19 protein-coding genes, 1 tRNA gene and 1 pseudogene are annotated in these 16,923 nt (G+C 54.2%); 10 read left to right on the top strand and 11 right to left on the bottom strand.

What is annotated here, in order from left to right; translation table 11 throughout:
* Window positions 1-714 precede the first annotated feature (714 nt).
* Window positions 715-843, top strand: a complete 129-nt coding sequence (locus QN377_RS15335; RefSeq protein WP_272880781.1) for a hypothetical protein — start codon at window positions 715-717, stop codon at window positions 841-843.
* A 232-nt stretch (window positions 844-1,075) separates the two neighbouring features.
* Here the strand turns inward: QN377_RS15335 and QN377_RS15330 are convergent.
* From QN377_RS15330 to QN377_RS15315, 4 genes and pseudogenes are all read right to left on the bottom strand, one after another.
* Window positions 1,076-1,224, bottom strand: a pseudogene (locus QN377_RS15330) (integrase); the annotation flags it as partial.
* Window positions 1,225-1,344: 120 nt separating this feature from the next.
* Complete coding sequence (locus QN377_RS15325; RefSeq protein WP_322213599.1) at window positions 1,345-1,776, bottom strand: hypothetical protein; 432 nt, start codon at window positions 1,774-1,776, stop codon at window positions 1,345-1,347.
* Between the two features lie 293 nt (window positions 1,777-2,069).
* Window positions 2,070-2,933 (bottom strand): hypothetical protein, encoded by an 864-nt coding sequence (locus QN377_RS15320; RefSeq protein WP_322213600.1) that lies wholly within the window; start codon window positions 2,931-2,933, stop codon window positions 2,070-2,072.
* A 237-nt stretch (window positions 2,934-3,170) separates the two neighbouring features.
* Window positions 3,171-3,329, bottom strand: a complete 159-nt coding sequence (locus tag QN377_RS15315; protein WP_322213601.1) for a hypothetical protein — start codon at window positions 3,327-3,329, stop codon at window positions 3,171-3,173.
* Window positions 3,330-4,935: 1,606 nt separating this feature from the next.
* Between QN377_RS15315 and QN377_RS15310 the strand changes: the two genes are divergently transcribed.
* Entirely contained in the window at window positions 4,936-5,859 is a 924-nt protein-coding gene (locus QN377_RS15310; RefSeq protein ID WP_322213602.1) for a phage integrase N-terminal domain-containing protein, read from the top strand.
* Window positions 5,860-6,083: 224 nt separating this feature from the next.
* Here QN377_RS15310 and trfA read toward each other — a convergent pair whose 3' ends face one another.
* From trfA to QN377_RS15280, 6 genes are all read right to left on the bottom strand, one after another.
* Window positions 6,084-6,956: a plasmid replication initiator TrfA gene (gene trfA / locus QN377_RS15305; protein ID WP_322213603.1), complete on the bottom strand. Its 873-nt coding sequence runs from the start codon at window positions 6,954-6,956 to the stop codon at window positions 6,084-6,086.
* 15 nt (window positions 6,957-6,971) lie between these two features.
* Window positions 6,972-7,175 carry a helix-turn-helix transcriptional regulator gene (locus tag QN377_RS15300; RefSeq protein ID WP_074836734.1) on the bottom strand — a complete coding sequence of 68 codons (204 nt, stop codon included), beginning with the start codon at window positions 7,173-7,175 and terminating at the stop codon, window positions 6,972-6,974.
* Between the two features lie 106 nt (window positions 7,176-7,281).
* Complete coding sequence (locus QN377_RS15295) at window positions 7,282-8,031, bottom strand: hypothetical protein (protein ID WP_323567639.1); 750 nt, start codon at window positions 8,029-8,031, stop codon at window positions 7,282-7,284.
* A complete protein-coding gene (locus QN377_RS15290; protein ID WP_048359254.1) occupies window positions 8,024-9,244 on the bottom strand; it encodes a tyrosine-type recombinase/integrase in 1,221 nt (406 codons plus the stop codon). Before QN377_RS15290 ends, QN377_RS15295 begins: the two co-directional genes overlap by 8 nt.
* 165 nt (window positions 9,245-9,409) lie before the next feature.
* Window positions 9,410-9,485: transfer RNA gene (locus QN377_RS15285), tRNA-Thr, on the bottom strand.
* Window positions 9,486-9,642: 157 nt separating this feature from the next.
* Entirely contained in the window at window positions 9,643-10,050 is a 408-nt protein-coding gene (locus QN377_RS15280) for a pilin (RefSeq protein ID WP_095001615.1), read from the bottom strand.
* Between the two features lie 211 nt (window positions 10,051-10,261).
* On the opposite strand from QN377_RS15280, the gene QN377_RS15275 reads away from it, so the two are divergent.
* The 4 genes from QN377_RS15275 to yacG are packed head-to-tail and all read left to right on the top strand — an operon-like array spanning window position 10,262 to window position 13,167.
* Window positions 10,262-11,479, top strand: a complete 1,218-nt coding sequence (locus QN377_RS15275; RefSeq protein WP_095018264.1) for a type II secretion system F family protein — start codon at window positions 10,262-10,264, stop codon at window positions 11,477-11,479.
* A complete protein-coding gene (locus QN377_RS15270; RefSeq protein ID WP_176464272.1) occupies window positions 11,476-12,342 on the top strand; it encodes a prepilin peptidase in 867 nt (288 codons plus the stop codon). The genes QN377_RS15275 and QN377_RS15270 overlap by 4 nt, the downstream gene beginning before the upstream one ends.
* Window position 12,343: 1 nt before the next feature.
* On the top strand, window positions 12,344-12,967 hold the full coding sequence (gene coaE / locus QN377_RS15265; protein WP_095018262.1) for a dephospho-CoA kinase: 624 nt from the start codon (window positions 12,344-12,346) through the stop codon (window positions 12,965-12,967).
* Complete coding sequence (gene yacG / locus QN377_RS15260; protein WP_016779444.1) at window positions 12,964-13,167, top strand: DNA gyrase inhibitor YacG; 204 nt, start codon at window positions 12,964-12,966, stop codon at window positions 13,165-13,167. Before coaE ends, yacG begins: the two co-directional genes overlap by 4 nt.
* Window positions 13,168-13,279: 112 nt before the next feature.
* Here yacG and QN377_RS15255 read toward each other — a convergent pair whose 3' ends face one another.
* Window positions 13,280-13,969: an energy-coupling factor ABC transporter permease gene (locus tag QN377_RS15255; RefSeq protein WP_095001619.1), complete on the bottom strand. Its 690-nt coding sequence runs from the start codon at window positions 13,967-13,969 to the stop codon at window positions 13,280-13,282.
* 109 nt (window positions 13,970-14,078) lie between these two features.
* Between QN377_RS15255 and QN377_RS15250 the strand changes: the two genes are divergently transcribed.
* The 4 genes from QN377_RS15250 to QN377_RS15235 all read left to right on the top strand — a co-directional run bounded on the left by QN377_RS15250 (window position 14,079) and on the right by QN377_RS15235 (window position 16,828).
* Complete coding sequence (locus QN377_RS15250; RefSeq protein ID WP_095001620.1) at window positions 14,079-14,708, top strand: DUF1780 domain-containing protein; 630 nt, start codon at window positions 14,079-14,081, stop codon at window positions 14,706-14,708.
* Entirely contained in the window at window positions 14,705-15,232 is a 528-nt protein-coding gene (locus QN377_RS15245; protein WP_095018261.1) for an MOSC domain-containing protein, read from the top strand. Before QN377_RS15250 ends, QN377_RS15245 begins: the two co-directional genes overlap by 4 nt.
* 54 nt (window positions 15,233-15,286) lie before the next feature.
* Window positions 15,287-15,460, top strand: coding sequence for a DUF3094 family protein (locus tag QN377_RS15240; protein ID WP_088378952.1), 174 nt, complete (start codon window positions 15,287-15,289; stop codon window positions 15,458-15,460).
* Window positions 15,461-15,526: 66 nt separating this feature from the next.
* On the top strand, window positions 15,527-16,828 hold the full coding sequence (locus QN377_RS15235) for an NAD(P)/FAD-dependent oxidoreductase (protein WP_095001623.1): 1,302 nt from the start codon (window positions 15,527-15,529) through the stop codon (window positions 16,826-16,828).
* Window positions 16,829-16,923 lie beyond the last annotated feature (95 nt).

The raw sequence follows: 16,923 nt of genomic DNA, 5'->3' as shown, positions 1-16,923 counted from the left end.
AACGGGGGTCAAGCCTCGACCTATGCGTACGTTCTGCAACTGGAGCCCACTCAAGAGCTTTTGCCGCTCTATTGACTGGGGCGGAGAGCACCATGATGGAGCGGATGGCCGCTTTCGACCGATTCTGTTGAAAAAGTCGGCCATGGTTTCCGCCGCTGAAAACTACGCGTCGGAGATTGAAAATCTTTACTTTCGGCTGAGGTTTCCAGACACAGATTTCACGCAGCAGCGTGCAAAAAAGACGTTTTCACCGGTTAATCATGAGGCAGTTTTGGATAAGCGACTTTTTCAACAGAATCGACCCTAAGCAGTCATTCGTGGCTATCGGTTAAGGGCCAGAAACGGGCACTCAATCTTGGGTGGCCACCGCAACGACCGGGCCAGAGGTCGCTGACCTACCAGTGCCACGGACTAACTGCCTTGGAACTGACCACCGCGTGCGCATGCTGCTATATGCCTCATGAAATGGTAAATGGGTAGAAAAGCGCCAGAGCTAGCAATTACTCTGAAAACGCTATGGCACTTGCAACGCTGCATCAATGGACGCAAACCAAAAACTTGGCTGCCAGTAAATAATCCTTGGATGCTGTAATATATAGTTACATTTTTCACGTAGCTAAAATCAAGTATCTCACGCATCTTGAAAGCGCATACCAATGGCAATAGCACCATTCTGCAACAACCAACAATAACTTCAATATGAAGGGGAATCTTATGGCGCTTAAACCAGGACCGAAACCTATTGCTAAAACAACCGGCGAAGTAGATAAGCGTCGTCGTGACAATAAAGATACGCCAGGTAATAATCCTGACTTGAAGCCTAGTAAATCTTCTAAAAAATAATTTGTCGCCGGAATAAGCTACTGCAATGGTAGCTTTTTTTGTTGGAGGCTGTAGCCGATAAACATATAGCCTGAGAGTTGAATTCCCCTATTTTCTTTAGAGACACTCCAGATTTACTGCGTACAGTTTTGTTCAACTACAGGCGACTAAGTTTCCCTTGTTTCGCAAAGAAGCTGAGTTACCACTTATGGCCGGTTAGCGACGGCTTGACTTCGACCGTCGCTATGCATGATCAAACCTCAGTCTGTTCCTCCATCTCCAAGGCGTCATCGCCCCCAGATATCGAAAAGTGCTCTGCAGCTTCGTATGGCCGAGCAGCAACTGAACAGCCCATAGGTTCTTCGCTCTGCGATAGATTAGTGATGCCTCCGCTCGTCTCATACAATCTAAATTAGCAGCCATACACGTCCTAATTGCTTAAACTCCATACACAGTAATTTTCTTTTACATATAAACTTTAGATGAGACCAAAAAGCCTCTAGAAAAAACGAATCCATTTCGCTATTTGCTCCCCTTGTATTCTAACAACCACTTCCTAATATCGTTAATTTGCGCCTCAAGCATAGCCTGCTTGGCCTCCAACAAATACAGGCTGTATCGCCCAGCAATATCTATTTCGTAGATAGCTGGCACATTGCATTCCTCTATAGGCTTGAGCGAAATCTCAGTAGCAGTAACCGTTTCCACGACATATAACGAGCGTAACTTTTCAGAACCATCAGTGGCACCGAAAGCGACATACAAACCTTGCTGAAGTCCAACAACATTTATTTTTAATCCTTCTTTATCCTTTGGCAGGAATGCTGCAACCTTTACTCTTGCATTTGATCTATGAACAAGAGCACTCCAACCTCTTTTATAATACTGTCCATCCATACTTGAAAAATGAGGATTTTCAATACAACCGGCATAATCGATAGGTAGTAAAAGCATTATAAACCTCACAGTTATTTGTAAAAATAACCCTATCAACTTTCCTTCTTGCCCTCCACCGAACTTGATGCAGTTTCGTGTACTCGGCGGCACACCCACGAGTTCGCGTCAGATTGCCGCAGTTCGACCAGCATCTAGTACCAACCGGCACTGGCAGAGGTAGGTCAATGGGCATGGGCAGCGGATGGGGCAAAGTAGTTGAATTGCCCCCAATCTACCTGCGTACCTTGGGTTAATCTGACGTCGGCGAGCTCCCGCAAGCATTCACCGACGCCGGTCACCTGGAAGTGTTGCTACGGGTTTCCAGCTATCTTCCGGGCGTAATAACGATCACTGAGATCCTTCTTCGGATCAGCCTTGACCCATCTCACTGGTTTACTACAGCCCATGCAGATCAGTACATTGTTGTCCGCGCTAAGGGTATACAGGGCAGCGCTAGAACCAGCTCCGACCTTCAAGCCAGTATCCGTCACCTCAAATTCTGGAGCCTCATACCCCAGCCGATCCATATTCTCGAATTTGAACGACCAGACTCTGATCTGTTTTGCACGCCAGATGCCCATGATGGTTAAAGGATCATGCTTCGTAGTGCGCTGATATACCCAATCACCTTCATATGGTGTCAGCTTCGGGGCCTCGGAATCCCGGCGTATCTTTTCCAGGGTTTTCTTCTGCATTTTTTCCAACTCGACATTCAGGGCTTCCTCTTTTCTACGGGCTTGCTCCTCAAGCATCTGACCCACGTCATACGGCCCTTTGGGGTCATACTGCCAAACATGCTCATCCGCACTCATGCCTAGAACCTTGCAATTAAGGCAGTCAAGATTCCGCTCATCGACATTACGCTTCATAACCAGACGAGTCGTGCCACTAACAGCATCAAGAAGTAGTTTTTCATCTTTAACCGACACGTTCATTTTACCGAGCGGTTTGATGCCGCCCTTCCCAAAGTCCCCGAAGACTTCTGCTTCAGAGCCATGAATATTGAGAACCATGGTTCCATTCATGCTTGAGTCTTTGAATCGGTATGCACCAGTGAAGTCTTCGGCTCCGCAGCCAGAGAGGAGAGCTCCAGTAACAGCAGCTGTGGCAAATTTTATTAGCGTATGCATAACGTCCTTCATTACTTTTAATTTTTTCGGCGCAGTGATCTTCACTTACGAATTGATCTCATTTTGGCATCGCTCACTCAGTTAACGCATCACCATTTCGGTTGAGCTGCCCGATAAAAATCCCGGCGCGATATTCATCCAGGCACAGCAACAAGGGCATCCAGTACAGGCGCAGGACGTTGCCTTCTCTAGAGATGAGTACAGGCCGCGTCACGGAGGACGACCACTTCATAGCTGGACACAGACAGCTAACGACCATCAGCTCATCAAGATCAGCCCGCATCATCGGTCACTCTCCCGCCGCTCTAGCCATTTCGCCAGCAACCACAGGCCAGCTCCGATAAAGGCCAACACCAAGATCGCCCACAACGGCACCTGACGATGGGAGCCCAACCAGAAGCCCGCGCCTACGCAGGTAACACCCACAAAAATTCGCCCCATACAGATCACCTCCGCTCGTAATGAGTCGCCACGCTACCCCGTGGTCCCTATGTGTCATCGAGCAGCAGGGAAAAATCGTCGGCTCCCGCACTGGGATTTGAGAGCGCCGCAGCGGGGTTGAAGGGAATAACCACGGCACCCTGATGGTGAAGCAGTGAAGGCCGCTTACTTCTCAGTGGTTTTTGCGGGTTTCCCAATGGCTGGGGGGGGGTTCGCCAGGATGCTGCGGCGGATTCACGATGAACTCCCAGCGTCTGGGAAGTGTGAATGCAGTATTTCTCAGTGCATTTCTGCAGCCGCGCAGACGCAGTACGATGCTACCGAGCGGTTTGCCGTTAGGTTTCTGAGGTTTCTGAGGTTTCTGGATATGGTGGGCCGTGCCGGTGAGCCCCAACTATCTGACGTCAACGCCGACACCAGGACGGTCGCTGCCGCCCCTCTTGCCCTGAAACTATTCGCCCTTCAAATCTGAAGGCTCTGAACTTTTACTCTCCGCCTGAGTACGCGCCGTGTGAGCTGTAGAGCACTACGTCAAAAGTATTCACATGCTCTCCTGCATCGGTTGATGCCTAGCCCGCGCTGCAACCAAATCGCTGAGGAAGTCTATCCAGAACCCAGCGTATTTGGCGGGGAGAAAAACCTGCTCATGGTGTCCCATCATTGTTGATCTGACCAGCCGAGATAACGAGCGTCAGGTCTGCCTCTACTGAGCCCCTGTGTGCTCATCCCCATCATCGCGCGTCGTGTGGGCGCCCCACTCTCTTTTCTGAGCTGAAAGCCAGAAAAGAGAGTGGGGTGAAGCAACTGCACCGAGTTCGGTTGCACTGGGTTTGATGGTCTGCGAGAAATGATCACAGCAGGTGAAGAAAATTTTCGCGCACGACTGATGAGCCCTGCAAAGGGCGAAACTCGTGGCAACGAGTCTCGTGCTACAGGTTGTTTGATTCTCTGGAACAACCGCCTTCGCCCTCACCGCGTCATCGCAGTGAGGGCGAAGGTCGATGTGGGTTGAGGCTGTCATCAGCCTGACCTGCAACTACAGACCAAAGGCGTCCGTACCAACGCCCCTGGGTCGTAGTTTGGACGGGTGCCAATCTACGAAGGAGGTGGATCTCAACGCTTGGCTTGGGATCTCGGTTCGAGCTTGATGCAGTAGTGATGATCCATTGAGAGCGCCTGGCGCTTCCCGCCCAAGGTGTGGTCTGCCAGCGGGGGCAGACAGTGAACGTGGGTGCAAACCGTACTTGCTTCACTGGCACACATCACGTCACGACCAGGGCGGTTGGAGTCCTGGAGCGCACGTTACGTAAATAGCAGTAACCGCATCCAGGTGCGAAGTTAGAGTGCAGGCAATCCCCATCGCGCTTTTCATCGCTGCACGTTTTGAGCATTGCTCGCGGCTCGATGATGACGCAACAGGGTTCGTCACACTGCAGACCGTATCAACGATGCAAAACCAGCCCAGCAGGCTGGCCGGAACCCAAAATGGGTTGTCCGCCCTCCGGGGTGCCTTTGTGTGCGGGAAACCGTGCTACTGGCAGCAAGTTCGCTTTCACGTATCCCCCTGCGCGCAACTACATATTCATTGGAAACACCAGGAGCAGTTATGGCCGGATGGAAATCCTCACTGGCATCCGTGCTCAAAGAGCACAACAGCATCAAGGCCTCAGATGGGACAGTTGCCAGTCATGAGACGCAGCACAAGCGCTCGACCGTGCTTTATCAGGCATTCACCGATCTGAGAGAAATGGGCTACAAGCTCGACAGTGTCAGTCAGCTCAAAGGCCGACATGTGGAGGCGCTGACCCGACACTGGCTGAGCAGGGAACTTTCCTCCTCAACCCTGCAAAACCGCCTCTCCACTCTAAGAACATTCACCTCCTGGATTGGTAAAGAAGGCATGGTGGAGAGCACCGAGCGTTATTTTCCGAACCATGAGGCAGCCAGAACTTCGATCAATACTCAGGACAAGGGTTGGGAGGCAAACGGAGTGAGTGCGACGCAAAAACTGGATGACCTACGCGCCCTGGATGAACGTGTAGCACTTCAGGTGGAGCTTCAGCTCCGGTTTGGTCTCAGGGTAAAGGAATCAATCATGCTGCGCCCTCACCTGGCGGACAAGGGCAGCTACTTGGCTGTCAGCATCGGCACGAAAGGCGGTCGGGACCGTACAGTACCCATCGATACTCCTGAGCGCAGAGAGCTGATTGATAGAGCTAAGGCTTATGCAGATTGCCGTACCGCGAGCACTTCCGATCCAACCAAGTCGTTGAAACAAGCGCTGGGCCACTACAGCCGTATTGTCGCCAAAGCTGGGCTGACCAAGGCTCAGCTTGGCGTTACCTCACATGGCCTGCGTCACGCCTTCGCCAATGAGCGTTATACCCACTACTCAGGTAGCATCTCACCGATTGAAGGAGGAAACCTCAGATCCCATAACTGGGAGTTGGATCGTTTTGCACGCATGGCGGTTGTCGAAGAATTGGGACACTCTCGTGAGGACGTGTCCACGCATTATCTCGGACGTTAGAAATAGCGCTTTAGGGACTGAAGATTAAGAATGATTAAAAACTGATTAGTGCCTCCTGCAAAAATCTGTGCAACGCCTATTCCTACTGGGCTCCGGACCGATCTCAGCACCGTGATACAGGAGTGCTGGAACGGTAACCATAGGGGGGCAAGAACTGTATTGTCGGAGTGCTGGAACGGTAGTCACGGGTGCTAGAACGGTATCGAACGGGCGCTGGAACGGCATCAGCACTTATTGGCTAGATGTCGACGCTGCGAAGAGCTCGGAGTAGTTTTGACTCGCACCAAGGCACCCTCAATTGCATAGCTGAAGGGCTGACCTGCGGCGTTGCTTGCTCGTGCCAAGGAATCGAGCGCTTTGACCAGATCCGTCTTGAAGTCATCTAGAGATTTGGCTCTACTCCCACATAGTCGGTGCAGCGTTTCGATTTTTAAACGAAATGGATTGGCATGGGATGCATAGAAACCATGCAACCACTTCGCAATTGGTTTTCCACGCAGTTCCTGACGAATAGACCAATCAACATCAGTGAACTGGTCGCCCTCAAATAATTTAAGGAGTTTTGGATTTAGTCGAATCACATAACTTTTACTACGAGCGCCGTGATCACGATATATCTCATCAATCAGGCTTCCCTCATATGCATAGTCACCGACTCTTAGCTGTAGTGCGGTCGCCGTAATTCGACTAAGTTGCCCATTAAGGACTTTACGATTTTTCCCAGAATCAGTTTTACCGAGTACTTTCAGTAGTTGATAGGCTGTTATCCTGCATTCAGCGCCGAGCTCCTGAAAGCGCGCAATATGCAGCACTGCCTCCCATACATCCAAATCAAGCTGATCAAGCAAAACTCCTGTGTACATGATGCTGATGCCACCTTGTGAATGGATTTCAAGTTGCACCACATATGGGCGTGGATCTTTGCCCATTGCACTAAATAGCGCTGAACGAAGAACAAGGTTCGGCACGCGCCGAACCGAGTCTGACCAGTTCGGTAGTACACTACGAATATGTGCCGCCTCAACATCTCTCGGCTTTGTACAAGAGCGTTTTACATGCCTTGCTAGTATGGCAGAGGTACGGGGAGAAATTGGCATATTGGTATGCCATCATTAACGAGTGGATGCACTGATTTTTTCAGCAACCCAAGCATTAACTTGCTCAGAAGGCCATGCTACAGAATTCGCTCCGAGAGAAATCCCAGCGGGAAATTCGCCCGCCCGAATAAGCCGATAAATTTGCGATTTGCTCAGCCCCACTTGGGCACAGACATTAGGAAGGCGAAGCAGTAAAGGTGAGGCGAATTGAGTAGCCATCTGGACGGGTCTCCTAAGAACCGGATTGGATGGCTAAGGATTTAATGGCACCTCGGGCGGTGAGTCGTGGCAATTGCTATTTTTTCAGAGGAAATTCCAATTTTTCCTATGACTCATCTTCACCATAGGAAAAATCATCCCCCATATATTTTCGAAGGGTTTTTTGAGTTTTGGGCATGTCAATGTCTGCTGCATCTGCGAGAGATAAAACTGCCAAACCCAAATCAAAACTCTTACGAGACGAGCGAAGCTTTGAAGCACGATGTTTAATACTAGTTGCACGTCTTCTAGCCGCATCATCAAGGGGCTGCTCGACATGGACTTTATCAACCTCCTTTATCAGGCTAATCAAACCGTTGATGATCAGGCTAATTGAGTTTAACTCTTTTGTTTGAAACCCCTTCCGCTCGTCACCGCCTTCATTTTCCTCACCTGCGATACCATTCAGCAGAAAACTCGGAACTTCAATTCCTGCATCAAGAGCCCACTTACCAAGAGCAGCTTTAGAAAAATATACAATACTTGCTGGGATATTCTTAGATTGCTGATCGTCCTCACAGTAACAATTCACCAGGCTTTTATCGATTTCAGCTGGAGAATCAAAAAGATCGTAGAAATACTTACTAAGCAACTGAAAATAGAACACGTATGACCTAGGAGAGCGCTTCGCACTCCCCGACTTTCCGACCCAAAAAAAATTATTGACTGAGCTGGGGAGCCACTGGTTAACACCGTATTCAACATATAGTTCTTCAATTAGTTCATGGAGAGCAAATGCAGCTTCTTGGGTGCTGACCTTGTAGCAACGAACGTACTCTGGAACCAAATCAGACAGACGCATCAAATCATCATTCATACGCGCTCTCCCCACTTTCAGAGGATGCTCCGGTAGCGCGGCATGACAAAATATCTAAATGGTCGGCATACCACTGAAGCATCTCGCGCCTCCCCTCCAGATACTGGGCATGGTTGTAGGTACCGCGAATACTGTTCTTATCCACATGCGCCAATTGAGTTTCGACCCACTCACTGCGGTATCCCTGCTCATGCAGAGTGGTAGACATCGTGTGACGGAATCCATGACCCGTAGCACGACCGTCGTAACCGGAACGCTTGAGCAGTTGGTTGATGGCGGCCTCGCTCATGGGTTTTGCCGGATCATTACGACCAGGTAGTGCAAGCGTGTAACCACCAGTAATGCTTTCCAACTCACGCAGTGCAGCTACTGCCTGTTTACAGAGCGGTATCAGATGGGCGCGGCGCATCTTCATACGCACAGCTGGGATCAGCCACAGCGCCTTGTCGAGATCAAACTCCGACCAAGGTGCGCCTCTGAGCTCAGCCGTGCGCACTCCAGTGAGAATTAGCAGGCGGGTTGCGATCTTAACTACGTCATGGCCAGAGCAAGCTTGAAAACTGCGTATGAGCGCCGGGATTTCTGAAATAGGCAAGAAGGGATAGTGTCGAGATATAGGGGTTTGAAGAGCCCCTCCGATGTCTGCGATTGGGTTGTAGTCCGCGCGACCAGTGGCAATCGCGAAGCGGTAGACCTCCTGGCAGCGCTGCCGGACCTTGCGCAGCTTCTCCAAAGCACCTCGCGACTCTATGCGGCGAAAAACCTGTAGCCACTGCATGGGCTTGATTTCGGCTAAGGGGAAACTTCCCACATGGGGGAAAATATCTAACTCAAAGGCTTCTGTAACGTCATCAGCATAACCTGCTGACCAGCGTGGCGACTTATGTTGATGCCACTCCAGCGCAAGGCTCTTGAACGTATTGGCGCGAGAGATTGCGGCTTGGGCTCGCGTAGCCTTACGCTCGACCCCAGGATGCCGCCCTTGTGCCACAAGCTGGCGAGCGTCAGAAGCAAGCTGCCGCGCCTGTGCGAGGGTTACCTTATCGATAGTGCCAAGAGAAATGTGCGACTGCTTGCCATCGAGACGGAATCGCAAACGCCAAGACTTACCGCCCACCGTGCGAATCCATAGAAAGAGACCACCGCCGTCGGCAAGGCCATAGTCCCTCTCGCGCGGCGCAGCATTCTTTACCTGCAAAGCCGTCAAAGACATCCTGAGTACCCATAGATTATTGAACCATCTAAAGGTACTCGTTAGGGCACTCATAAGACAAGCGCTCGGGCTGGACTAGGTGGCACCAGCCTGAACAGGAAACCCGCATTAAGCGGGCTTCTTGGGGTTACATGATACTGCCTGGCACTGCCTAAACCTATTAACTGGTGCCGGAGACAGGAATCGAACCTGCGACCTTCGCGTTACGAGTGCGCTGCTCTACCGACTGAGCTACACCGGCGGTATCAGTAAAACTAGCAGCGCTGGCAAAAACCGGCAATTGCCGCATGTGTGCCGCTGCAGGAGCGGGCCTGCTGACCAAGGTTGTTGGTAAATCGCGATATTCTTGAGCCCTTGGCGCCCAGGCTTCACACACTCGGCATTACGACCATCGCGGGCTATTTGCACGCACCGCTGGCCAGGCAGGTACCATTTTGCGTCCAGTTCAGGGTGCCCCCCGAATTGCTCGGGGTCGGCACCAATACGCTGACCCAGCCGCCTGCTGCCTGGGTCCCCGCCATGGTAATCACACCATCGACCACCGTCATGCCCGCTGCCAGGTTTTCCGTCGCTTCGGCCGGCCCCGGGATGCCGTTGGTGCCCGCATCACAGGCCATCAGATCATTGGTCTGGCTGTAGCACAGGGCGACGGCAGTCTTGTAGGTATTGCTGATGGTGTTCACCTCGGCAAAACGGGTCTTCATCACGTGCTCGTGGTAAGCCGGAAATGCGAACGAAGCAATCAGACCGATAATTGCAACCACAATCATCAGTTCGATCAGGGTGAAGCCTTGTTGTTGTTTCACATGAAGTCTCCAGAAAAGGGGCACCCACAGGTGCCAGGCAGTGCTGTGCAGGCAAAAAAGTGCGCACAGGCTATCAAGGTTAGTGGGCCGTTGCTCCACAACTGCATCGCTGACACTTCTGGTCACTCTCAACTTGCCGGGTCAAGGCTCGGTGCATCTAGTCTTTGGACTTACAGCACAGCCGGGCGCGCCGCGCTCCAAGGATCGATGCATGGCAACACAGGCCGTTAAATACAGCCTTTACCGGTGGGAAGGCACCGATCGAAATGGCATTAAAACCAGCGGGCAAATCACGGCGGAACACCACACAATGATTCGGGTCCAGCTACGCCGCCAAGGTATTACCGTTAGTAAAATCCGCCGCCATTACAGTCACACACTAAATGCGGGCAAATCGGTCACGGCACTGGATATCACCCTGTTCACCCGCCAACTGGCTACCCTGATCAGCGCGGGCATAACTATGCAGCAAGCTCTGAAGGTTATCGCCAACGGTTTCGAGAGCCGTGCCATGCGCCAGCAGGTCACCGAACTCCAGCAAGACATCGGCGCAGGCTCCAGCCTGTCGGCGGCGCTGCGCAAAAAACCGGCACATTTCGATCCTCTGTTTTGCAGCCTCGTCGAAGCTGGCGAACTGGCCGGAGCTCTGGACGTGTTGCTGCAACGGGTGGCGACCTACAGGGAAAAGACCGCCACTCTGAAAAAGAAAATCAAAAAAGCCATGACCTACCCCAGCGCCGTGCTCGTGGTCGCGCTGGCGGTGTGCGGCATTTTGCTGATCGAAGTGGTTCCGCAGTTCCAGGGCGTTTTCCGCTCATTCGACGCGCAACTGCCAGTGCTTACCTTGTGGGTGATCGGCCTGTCTGACAGCCTCCAGGCGCATGGTCTATGGCTGCTGCTTTTTTGCGGCATTACCCTTGCAGGCCTTCACCATCGCTACAAGCACTGCGCAACCTGGCGCCAGCGCGTTGATCGCTGGCTGCTGAAACTGCCCGTCATGGGCAATCTGCTGCACATGTCAGCCATGGCCCGTTTTGCCCGCACGCTGTCGACGACCCTGGCTGCCGGCGTGCCATTGCTCGAAGCGCTGAACTCCGTAGCCAGCGCCACTGGCAATAGCCTGTACAAAGACGCGGTGCTACGACTGAAGAAGCAGGTTGCAACGGGTAGCCAGATCCATGTGGCCATGGCCGCTGCCGGAGTATTCCCGGGCATGGCAATCCAGATGACAGCTATTGGCGAAGAATCCGGCACATTGGACAGCATGCTTGACCAGGTTGCCGCCTATTATGAAAGCGAGGTCGACACTCTGGTCGACAACCTGACAACCTTGCTGGAGCCGATAATCATGGTGGTACTTGGAGTCATGGTTGGCGGGCTGGTCATCGCCATGTACTTGCCGATATTCAACCTTGGCCGGGTAATATGAGCATGATTGATTTGCTGAGCCGTCACCCCGACGCTTTTATTGCCTGCGCGCTGATACTCGGCTTGCTGGTTGGCAGTTTTATCAATGTGCTGGCGTGGCGATTGCCAAAAATGCTTGAACAGGAATGGCAAGCCCAGGCCCGCGAGGTGCTGGATTTGCCCGAGCCAGCCAAAGGCCCTGTGTATAACTTGCTGCGCCCGCGCTCTCACTGCCCCAATTGCCGGCATTCGCTGCGCGTCCGGGAGAACATCCCGCTACTAAGCTACCTGTTTTTGCGTGGCAAATGCTCGCAGTGCAAAAGTGCCATTAGCCTGCGCTATCCCCTTACGGAACTGACCTGCGCGGTATTGTCGGCTTTTGTCGCCTGGCATTTCGGTTTTGGCGCCCAGGCGGGCTGGATGCTTCTGCTGACCTGGGGGTTATTCGGCATTTGCCTGATCGATATCGAGCATCAAATCGTGCCTGACGTGCTGGTTTTCCCTCTGCTGTGGCTGGGATTGTTGCTCAACAGCTTCTCCCTGTTCACCACTTTGGGGCAGGCCGTATGGGGGGCCGCGCTTGGCTATGCAAGCCTGTGGTCGGTGTTCTGGATATTCAAACTGGTCACCGGCAAGGACGGCATGGGCTACGGCGATTTCAAGTTGCTGGCCCTACTCGGGGCATGGGGCGGGGTTGCGGTTCTGCCGCTAACCCTCCTGCTCTCTTCACTGCTGGGGGCGACGGTGGGGCTGGGGCTTTTGGCCATGCGCCGGGCCAAAACCAGTACCCCGATCCCCTTTGCGCCGTATCTGGCAATTGCCGGCTGGATTGCATTGCTCTGGGGTGGTCAAATAACCGGCTTCTATTGGCAGGTTTCGGTTTGACATGATGACTCCACCCTCCAAACCCTGGATTCTCGGGCTTACCGGCGGTATCGGCAGTGGTAAAAGTGCCGCTGCCGAGCACTTTGCCGCGTTGGGCATACATGTGGTGGACGCCGATCATGCGGCGCGCTGGGTCGTTGAGCCGGGACGCCCGGCGCTGGCCAGTATTGCCGAACACTTTGGAGCACAGGTGCTGCAAGCCGACGGGCAACTCAATCGTGGCGCATTGCGCCATCTGATCTTCACCGACCCCGAGCAACGCCGCTGGCTTGAAGCACTGCTGCACCCACTGATTCGTGAAGAGATCGCAAACAATCTGGCACAGGCAAAATCGCCTTACGCCATTCTGGTTTCGCCGCTGCTGATCGAGTCCGGCCAATACACCACAACTCAACGTGTCCTGGTGATCGATGCACCGCAAGCCCTGCAGATGCAGCGCACCCTTGTGCGTGACAACACCACCGAACAGCAAGTCCAGGCCATTCTCAAGGCACAGGCCAGCCGCGAAGATCGCCTTCGTCACGCTGACGATGTGCTGGTCAATGACAAGGATCTGAAGGCGCTGCAGACTGAGGTCGAGCGCCTGCATCACTTTTATTTAACTTTGCGTGGAGGCCAACCATGACCAAACCTATGACCATCGACTGCCCGACCTGTGGCACAGCCGTGCAATGGGATACCACCAACGCTTTTCGCCCGTTCTGCTCGGACCGCTGCAAGCTGATCGACCTGGGTGCCTGGGCCAGCGAGGAACACAAGATCCCGGTCAGCCCGGATGCTGAAGATGATCTGTTTTCCGAAGACCTGAGCGAGCGCTTACATTAAAAGCCAAATCCTGTAGTCGCTGACTAGGTACGAAGGCTGCGATCGAGCCCGAAGGGGTCGTGCTTTTAAAGAGCACAGGCCCTGCGGTCCATCTCGCAGCCTGCGTCGGCGATTACGGCTTTTCTCCATCATCCTTCCATGGCGCCGCCAGGTAGCGGGTGCGGTTAAAGGTCTCAAGCCACTCCGGGCAGAACACCACCAGTGCCGTTACCAGCATCCCGTTGATAAACGCTTCGGGAAAGATGATCAGCCACAGATAGCCGACAAAGTCCTCCAGCCAATACGGCATGACGAACAACCCGTCCAGCCACAACACACCCAGCACCGCCCCTATGCACAGCAACGCCGCCAACGCTGCGGCAAAAAAACCCGAGCAAAAGATATACACAAAGGGGTTACGCGGTTGCGCACGCTCGACCATACGCGCACACCCTTCGGTCACTGCTATCGGCAACAGAATCAGCAGCACGCCGTTGACACCCATCGCGGCCAACTCCTGACGCCCCAGCAACACCAGTCCGACTTGCGCCAGAAGCGCACCGACCACTGCCAGCGGCCAGTCGAGCAGCAACGTGACCACCGTCAGGCCAATAAAGTGGTAAGACACCCCGCCTTCAAAGTCACGCCGTACCAGCCAGAGCAAAAACAGCCCGAACACCGTGCCAAACAACAGGTGCTGGCGCCGCGTATCGGTAAACAGCTCAACCCAGGGAGCACGCCAGATGGCCCACAGCACAACGGGAACATAGATCAGCCAGCCGATGACCAGCGTTTGTGTGGATAACACCTGTGTACTTATCATCGGCCTTGCCCTGCCTTGTCAAAACACACCGTTCAACCCTCCCTGTCGGATGCGACTGAGTCTACACCCGGACTTTCAGTAACACCTGTTTCAAGGCTAAGCTGCGTGCATGGACGACTCAGATTATTTACGCCTGCTCACCATTCAGGCCGAGCAAGCCAATGCCTTTTTATCCAATGCCCGCAAATGGGAGCGTGAGCGTTGGGTCTGCCAGCGCCTGTTGCAAGGCCTGAATATCCCCTACCACAGTGAAGACTTCCGGCAGGCGGGCCAGGAGCCTCCCGATGTGCTGTTCGGCGATGCACGCTTTGAGGTGTTCTTTGTCCTCGATGAGGGCCGGCGCCTGAACGATGAATGGCGCGCGGAACTGCAGCGCAGGCGCAGCGCCTACTCCCTGAGCCAATTGGTCCGTCGCGAAGCACGGCCCAAACGGATTCCGGCGAGCAAGCTGTTGCAGCGGCTGGGCCCCACCCTGCATAAAAAAGCCACTAACTACAAAGAGCGCGATATCGACCTGGGGCAGCTGGATATCATTGCGTTTTCCAGCCTCAAGCGCGAAGTGCTGGACCTTAACAGCCACTTTCCGCCGCCGACTGAATATTTGCGCCAGGGCTGGCGCTCGCTGTCGCTGGTAGGGCCGACCTTTGCCCGGGTGCTGTTTGCCCAACCGGACGCACCGGATTTTTTGCGCAACAACCTGGGACGCAGCATTATTTTTGATGTGGGTATCAGCCTGTGAGCCCGTTGCAGGCGCTTATTGCCAATGTGCCGCAAACCGGGCGCGTGTGCTGGATCGGCGTACGCCCCGAGTCCCGGGCAGACATGCTCGAACTCGACGCGGTTGAAGCCCGCCGCGAAGCCGGGCTGACCGGAGATCATGCCCGGCCCGGCGCCCGCAATGCCCGCCAGGTGACGCTGATACAATGGGAACACCTGGCCGTTATCAGCTCACTGCTGGGGCGCACGGAGGATCAGCCGATCCTGGCGCAGGACTTGCGCCGTAACCTGGTGATCCGCGGAATCAACCTGTTCAGCCTCAAAGGCCGGCGCTTCAAGGTTGGCCAGGCCATTTTCGAAACCACTGGCTGGTGTCAGCCTTGTGCCCGACTGGAGCAGCGTCTGGGCCAGGGGACTTTTCAGGCGGTACGTGGCCACGGCGGAATCACGGCCCGGGTAATCGAAAGCGGGATCATTCGTCTAGACGACGAACTGCGGGTCGAGCCATTAGGCCCGCACGGCTATGCTTCATTTCATCCCGGTTGATCAATGCTGTAGCTTTTACACACCCAGCAACGTCTATTTGACGAGGCCAAAAATATGCCCAGTCGCCTGAACCCCGATGATCTGAAGCGTGTCGAAGAGTACCTTCAATTGCCACAAAATCAGGTTGAGCGCCGCCCTTTCAGGCCCTGGCTGCTCCTTGCCATAGTGGTGATCGCGGTGATCGGCATGGGCCTTTTGAGCCGCCTCCTGAGTTACCTGGCGCTATGAGCTGCATTGCGCTCGCCCGGGGCCACTCAGGCACAGAATTTTTTTCAAGCCTTGTGAGTGATATCCATGACCCATCGTATTGTTATCGTCGGCGGCGGCGCCGGCGGCCTGGAGTTGGCGACCCGCCTGGGCAAGACTCTGGGTAAGCGCGGCAAGGCCAGCGTCACGCTGGTCGATGCCAACCTGACCCATATCTGGAAACCGCTGCTGCATGAAGTTGCTGCCGGCTCATTGAACTCATCGGAAGACGAGCTCAACTACGTCGCCCAGGCCAAATGGAATCACTTTCAGTTCCAGCTGGGCCGCATGAGCGGGCTGGATCGTGAACTGAAAAAGATCTCATTGTCGGCAACCCTCGACGAAAACGGCCAGGAACTGGTACCTGCCCGCGAGTTGGGTTACGACACCCTGGTGATTGCGGTGGGCAGTACCACCAATGACTTCGGTACCAAAGGCGCGGCCGAACACTGCCTGTTCCTCGATACCCGCAAGCAGGCCGAGAAATTTCATCAGCAACTGCTCAATCATTACCTGCGTGCCCACGCAGGGCAAAGCGATACGCTCGAACAGATCAGTGTGGCCATTGTCGGCGCAGGTGCAACCGGAGTCGAGCTGGCTGCCGAACTGCACAATGCCGCCCACGAACTGGCAGCCTATGGCCTGGACCGGATCAAGCCGGAAAACATGCATATCACCCTGATCGAAGCGGGCCCACGGGTATTGCCTGCCCTGCCGGACCGTATCGGCGGGCCTGTGCATAAAACCCTGGAAAAACTCGGGGTCACCGTGCTGACCAACTCCGCAGTCAGCGAAGTAACTGCTGACAGCTTGATAACCAAAGATGGTCAGGTGATTCCTGCAAGTTTGAAGGTTTGGGCTGCGGGCATTCGTGCACCTGGCTTCTTGAAGGAAATTGCCGGGCTGGAAACCAACCGCATCAACCAGTTGGTGGTACGCCCTACCCTGCAAACCACCCGTGACGAGAATATTTTTGCCTTTGGCGATTGCGCCGCCTGCCCGCAACCCGGCACCGACAAGCTGGTGCCGCCTCGCGCCCAGGCTGCTCACCAGCAGGCGTCGTTGCTGGCCAAGTCGCTGAAATTGCGCATTGAAGGTAAAACTCAGCTGCCGGACTACACCTACCGCGATTATGGCTCGCTGATTTCCCTGTCGAGCTTTTCGGCTGTGGGTAACTTGATGGGCAGCCTGATGGGTACCGTTATGCTGGAAGGCTGGTTGGCGCGGATGTTCTACATCTCGCTATATCGCATGCACCAGATGGCGCTGTACGGCACCTTCCGCACCTTGATGCTGATGCTGGGCAGCAGGATCGGACGCGGCACCGAGCCGCGCCTGAAACTGCACTAAGTGCGACTACTCTGTAGTCGCTGCCGAAGGCTGCGACAGTAAAAACTGCAACTGTGGGAGCGAGCCTGCTCGCGAAGGTCGTTCGCGAGCAGGCT

Origin of the sequence: Pseudomonas sp. CCC4.1, assembly GCF_035019225.1 — a bacterium.
GTDB lineage: Bacteria > Pseudomonadota > Gammaproteobacteria > Pseudomonadales > Pseudomonadaceae > Aquipseudomonas > Aquipseudomonas bubulae.
Note: the sequence above shows the minus strand (reverse complement) of the source record. Positions and strands in the feature narration are given on the sequence as shown.

Excerpts from the sequence above, each read along its gene's own strand:
- QN377_RS15275 (WP_095018264.1), top strand. The coding sequence starts at position 10,262 with ATGGCAACACAGGCCGTTAAATACAGCCTTTACCGGTGGGAAGGCACC.
- QN377_RS15325 (WP_322213599.1), bottom strand. The coding sequence starts at position 1,776 with ATGCTTTTACTACCTATCGATTATGCCGGTTGTATTGAAAATCCTCAT.
- QN377_RS15270 (WP_176464272.1), top strand. The coding sequence starts at position 11,476 with ATGAGCATGATTGATTTGCTGAGCCGTCACCCCGACGCTTTTATTGCC.
- QN377_RS15315 (WP_322213601.1), bottom strand. The coding sequence starts at position 3,329 with ATGGGGCGAATTTTTGTGGGTGTTACCTGCGTAGGCGCGGGCTTCTGG.
- QN377_RS15295 (WP_323567639.1), bottom strand. The coding sequence starts at position 8,031 with ATGAATGATGATTTGATGCGTCTGTCTGATTTGGTTCCAGAGTACGTT.
- QN377_RS15240 (WP_088378952.1), top strand. The coding sequence starts at position 15,287 with ATGCCCAGTCGCCTGAACCCCGATGATCTGAAGCGTGTCGAAGAGTAC.
- QN377_RS15290 (WP_048359254.1), bottom strand. The coding sequence starts at position 9,244 with ATGTCTTTGACGGCTTTGCAGGTAAAGAATGCTGCGCCGCGCGAGAGG.
- coaE (WP_095018262.1), top strand. The coding sequence starts at position 12,344 with ATGATGACTCCACCCTCCAAACCCTGGATTCTCGGGCTTACCGGCGGT.
- QN377_RS15235 (WP_095001623.1), top strand. The coding sequence starts at position 15,527 with ATGACCCATCGTATTGTTATCGTCGGCGGCGGCGCCGGCGGCCTGGAG.
- QN377_RS15300 (WP_074836734.1), bottom strand. The coding sequence starts at position 7,175 with ATGGCTACTCAATTCGCCTCACCTTTACTGCTTCGCCTTCCTAATGTC.
- QN377_RS15335 (WP_272880781.1), top strand. The coding sequence starts at position 715 with ATGGCGCTTAAACCAGGACCGAAACCTATTGCTAAAACAACCGGCGAA.
- QN377_RS15255 (WP_095001619.1), bottom strand. The coding sequence starts at position 13,969 with ATGATAAGTACACAGGTGTTATCCACACAAACGCTGGTCATCGGCTGG.
- trfA (WP_322213603.1), bottom strand. The coding sequence starts at position 6,956 with ATGCCAATTTCTCCCCGTACCTCTGCCATACTAGCAAGGCATGTAAAA.
- yacG (WP_016779444.1), top strand. The coding sequence starts at position 12,964 with ATGACCAAACCTATGACCATCGACTGCCCGACCTGTGGCACAGCCGTG.
- QN377_RS15250 (WP_095001620.1), top strand. The coding sequence starts at position 14,079 with ATGGACGACTCAGATTATTTACGCCTGCTCACCATTCAGGCCGAGCAA.
- QN377_RS15310 (WP_322213602.1), top strand. The coding sequence starts at position 4,936 with ATGGCCGGATGGAAATCCTCACTGGCATCCGTGCTCAAAGAGCACAAC.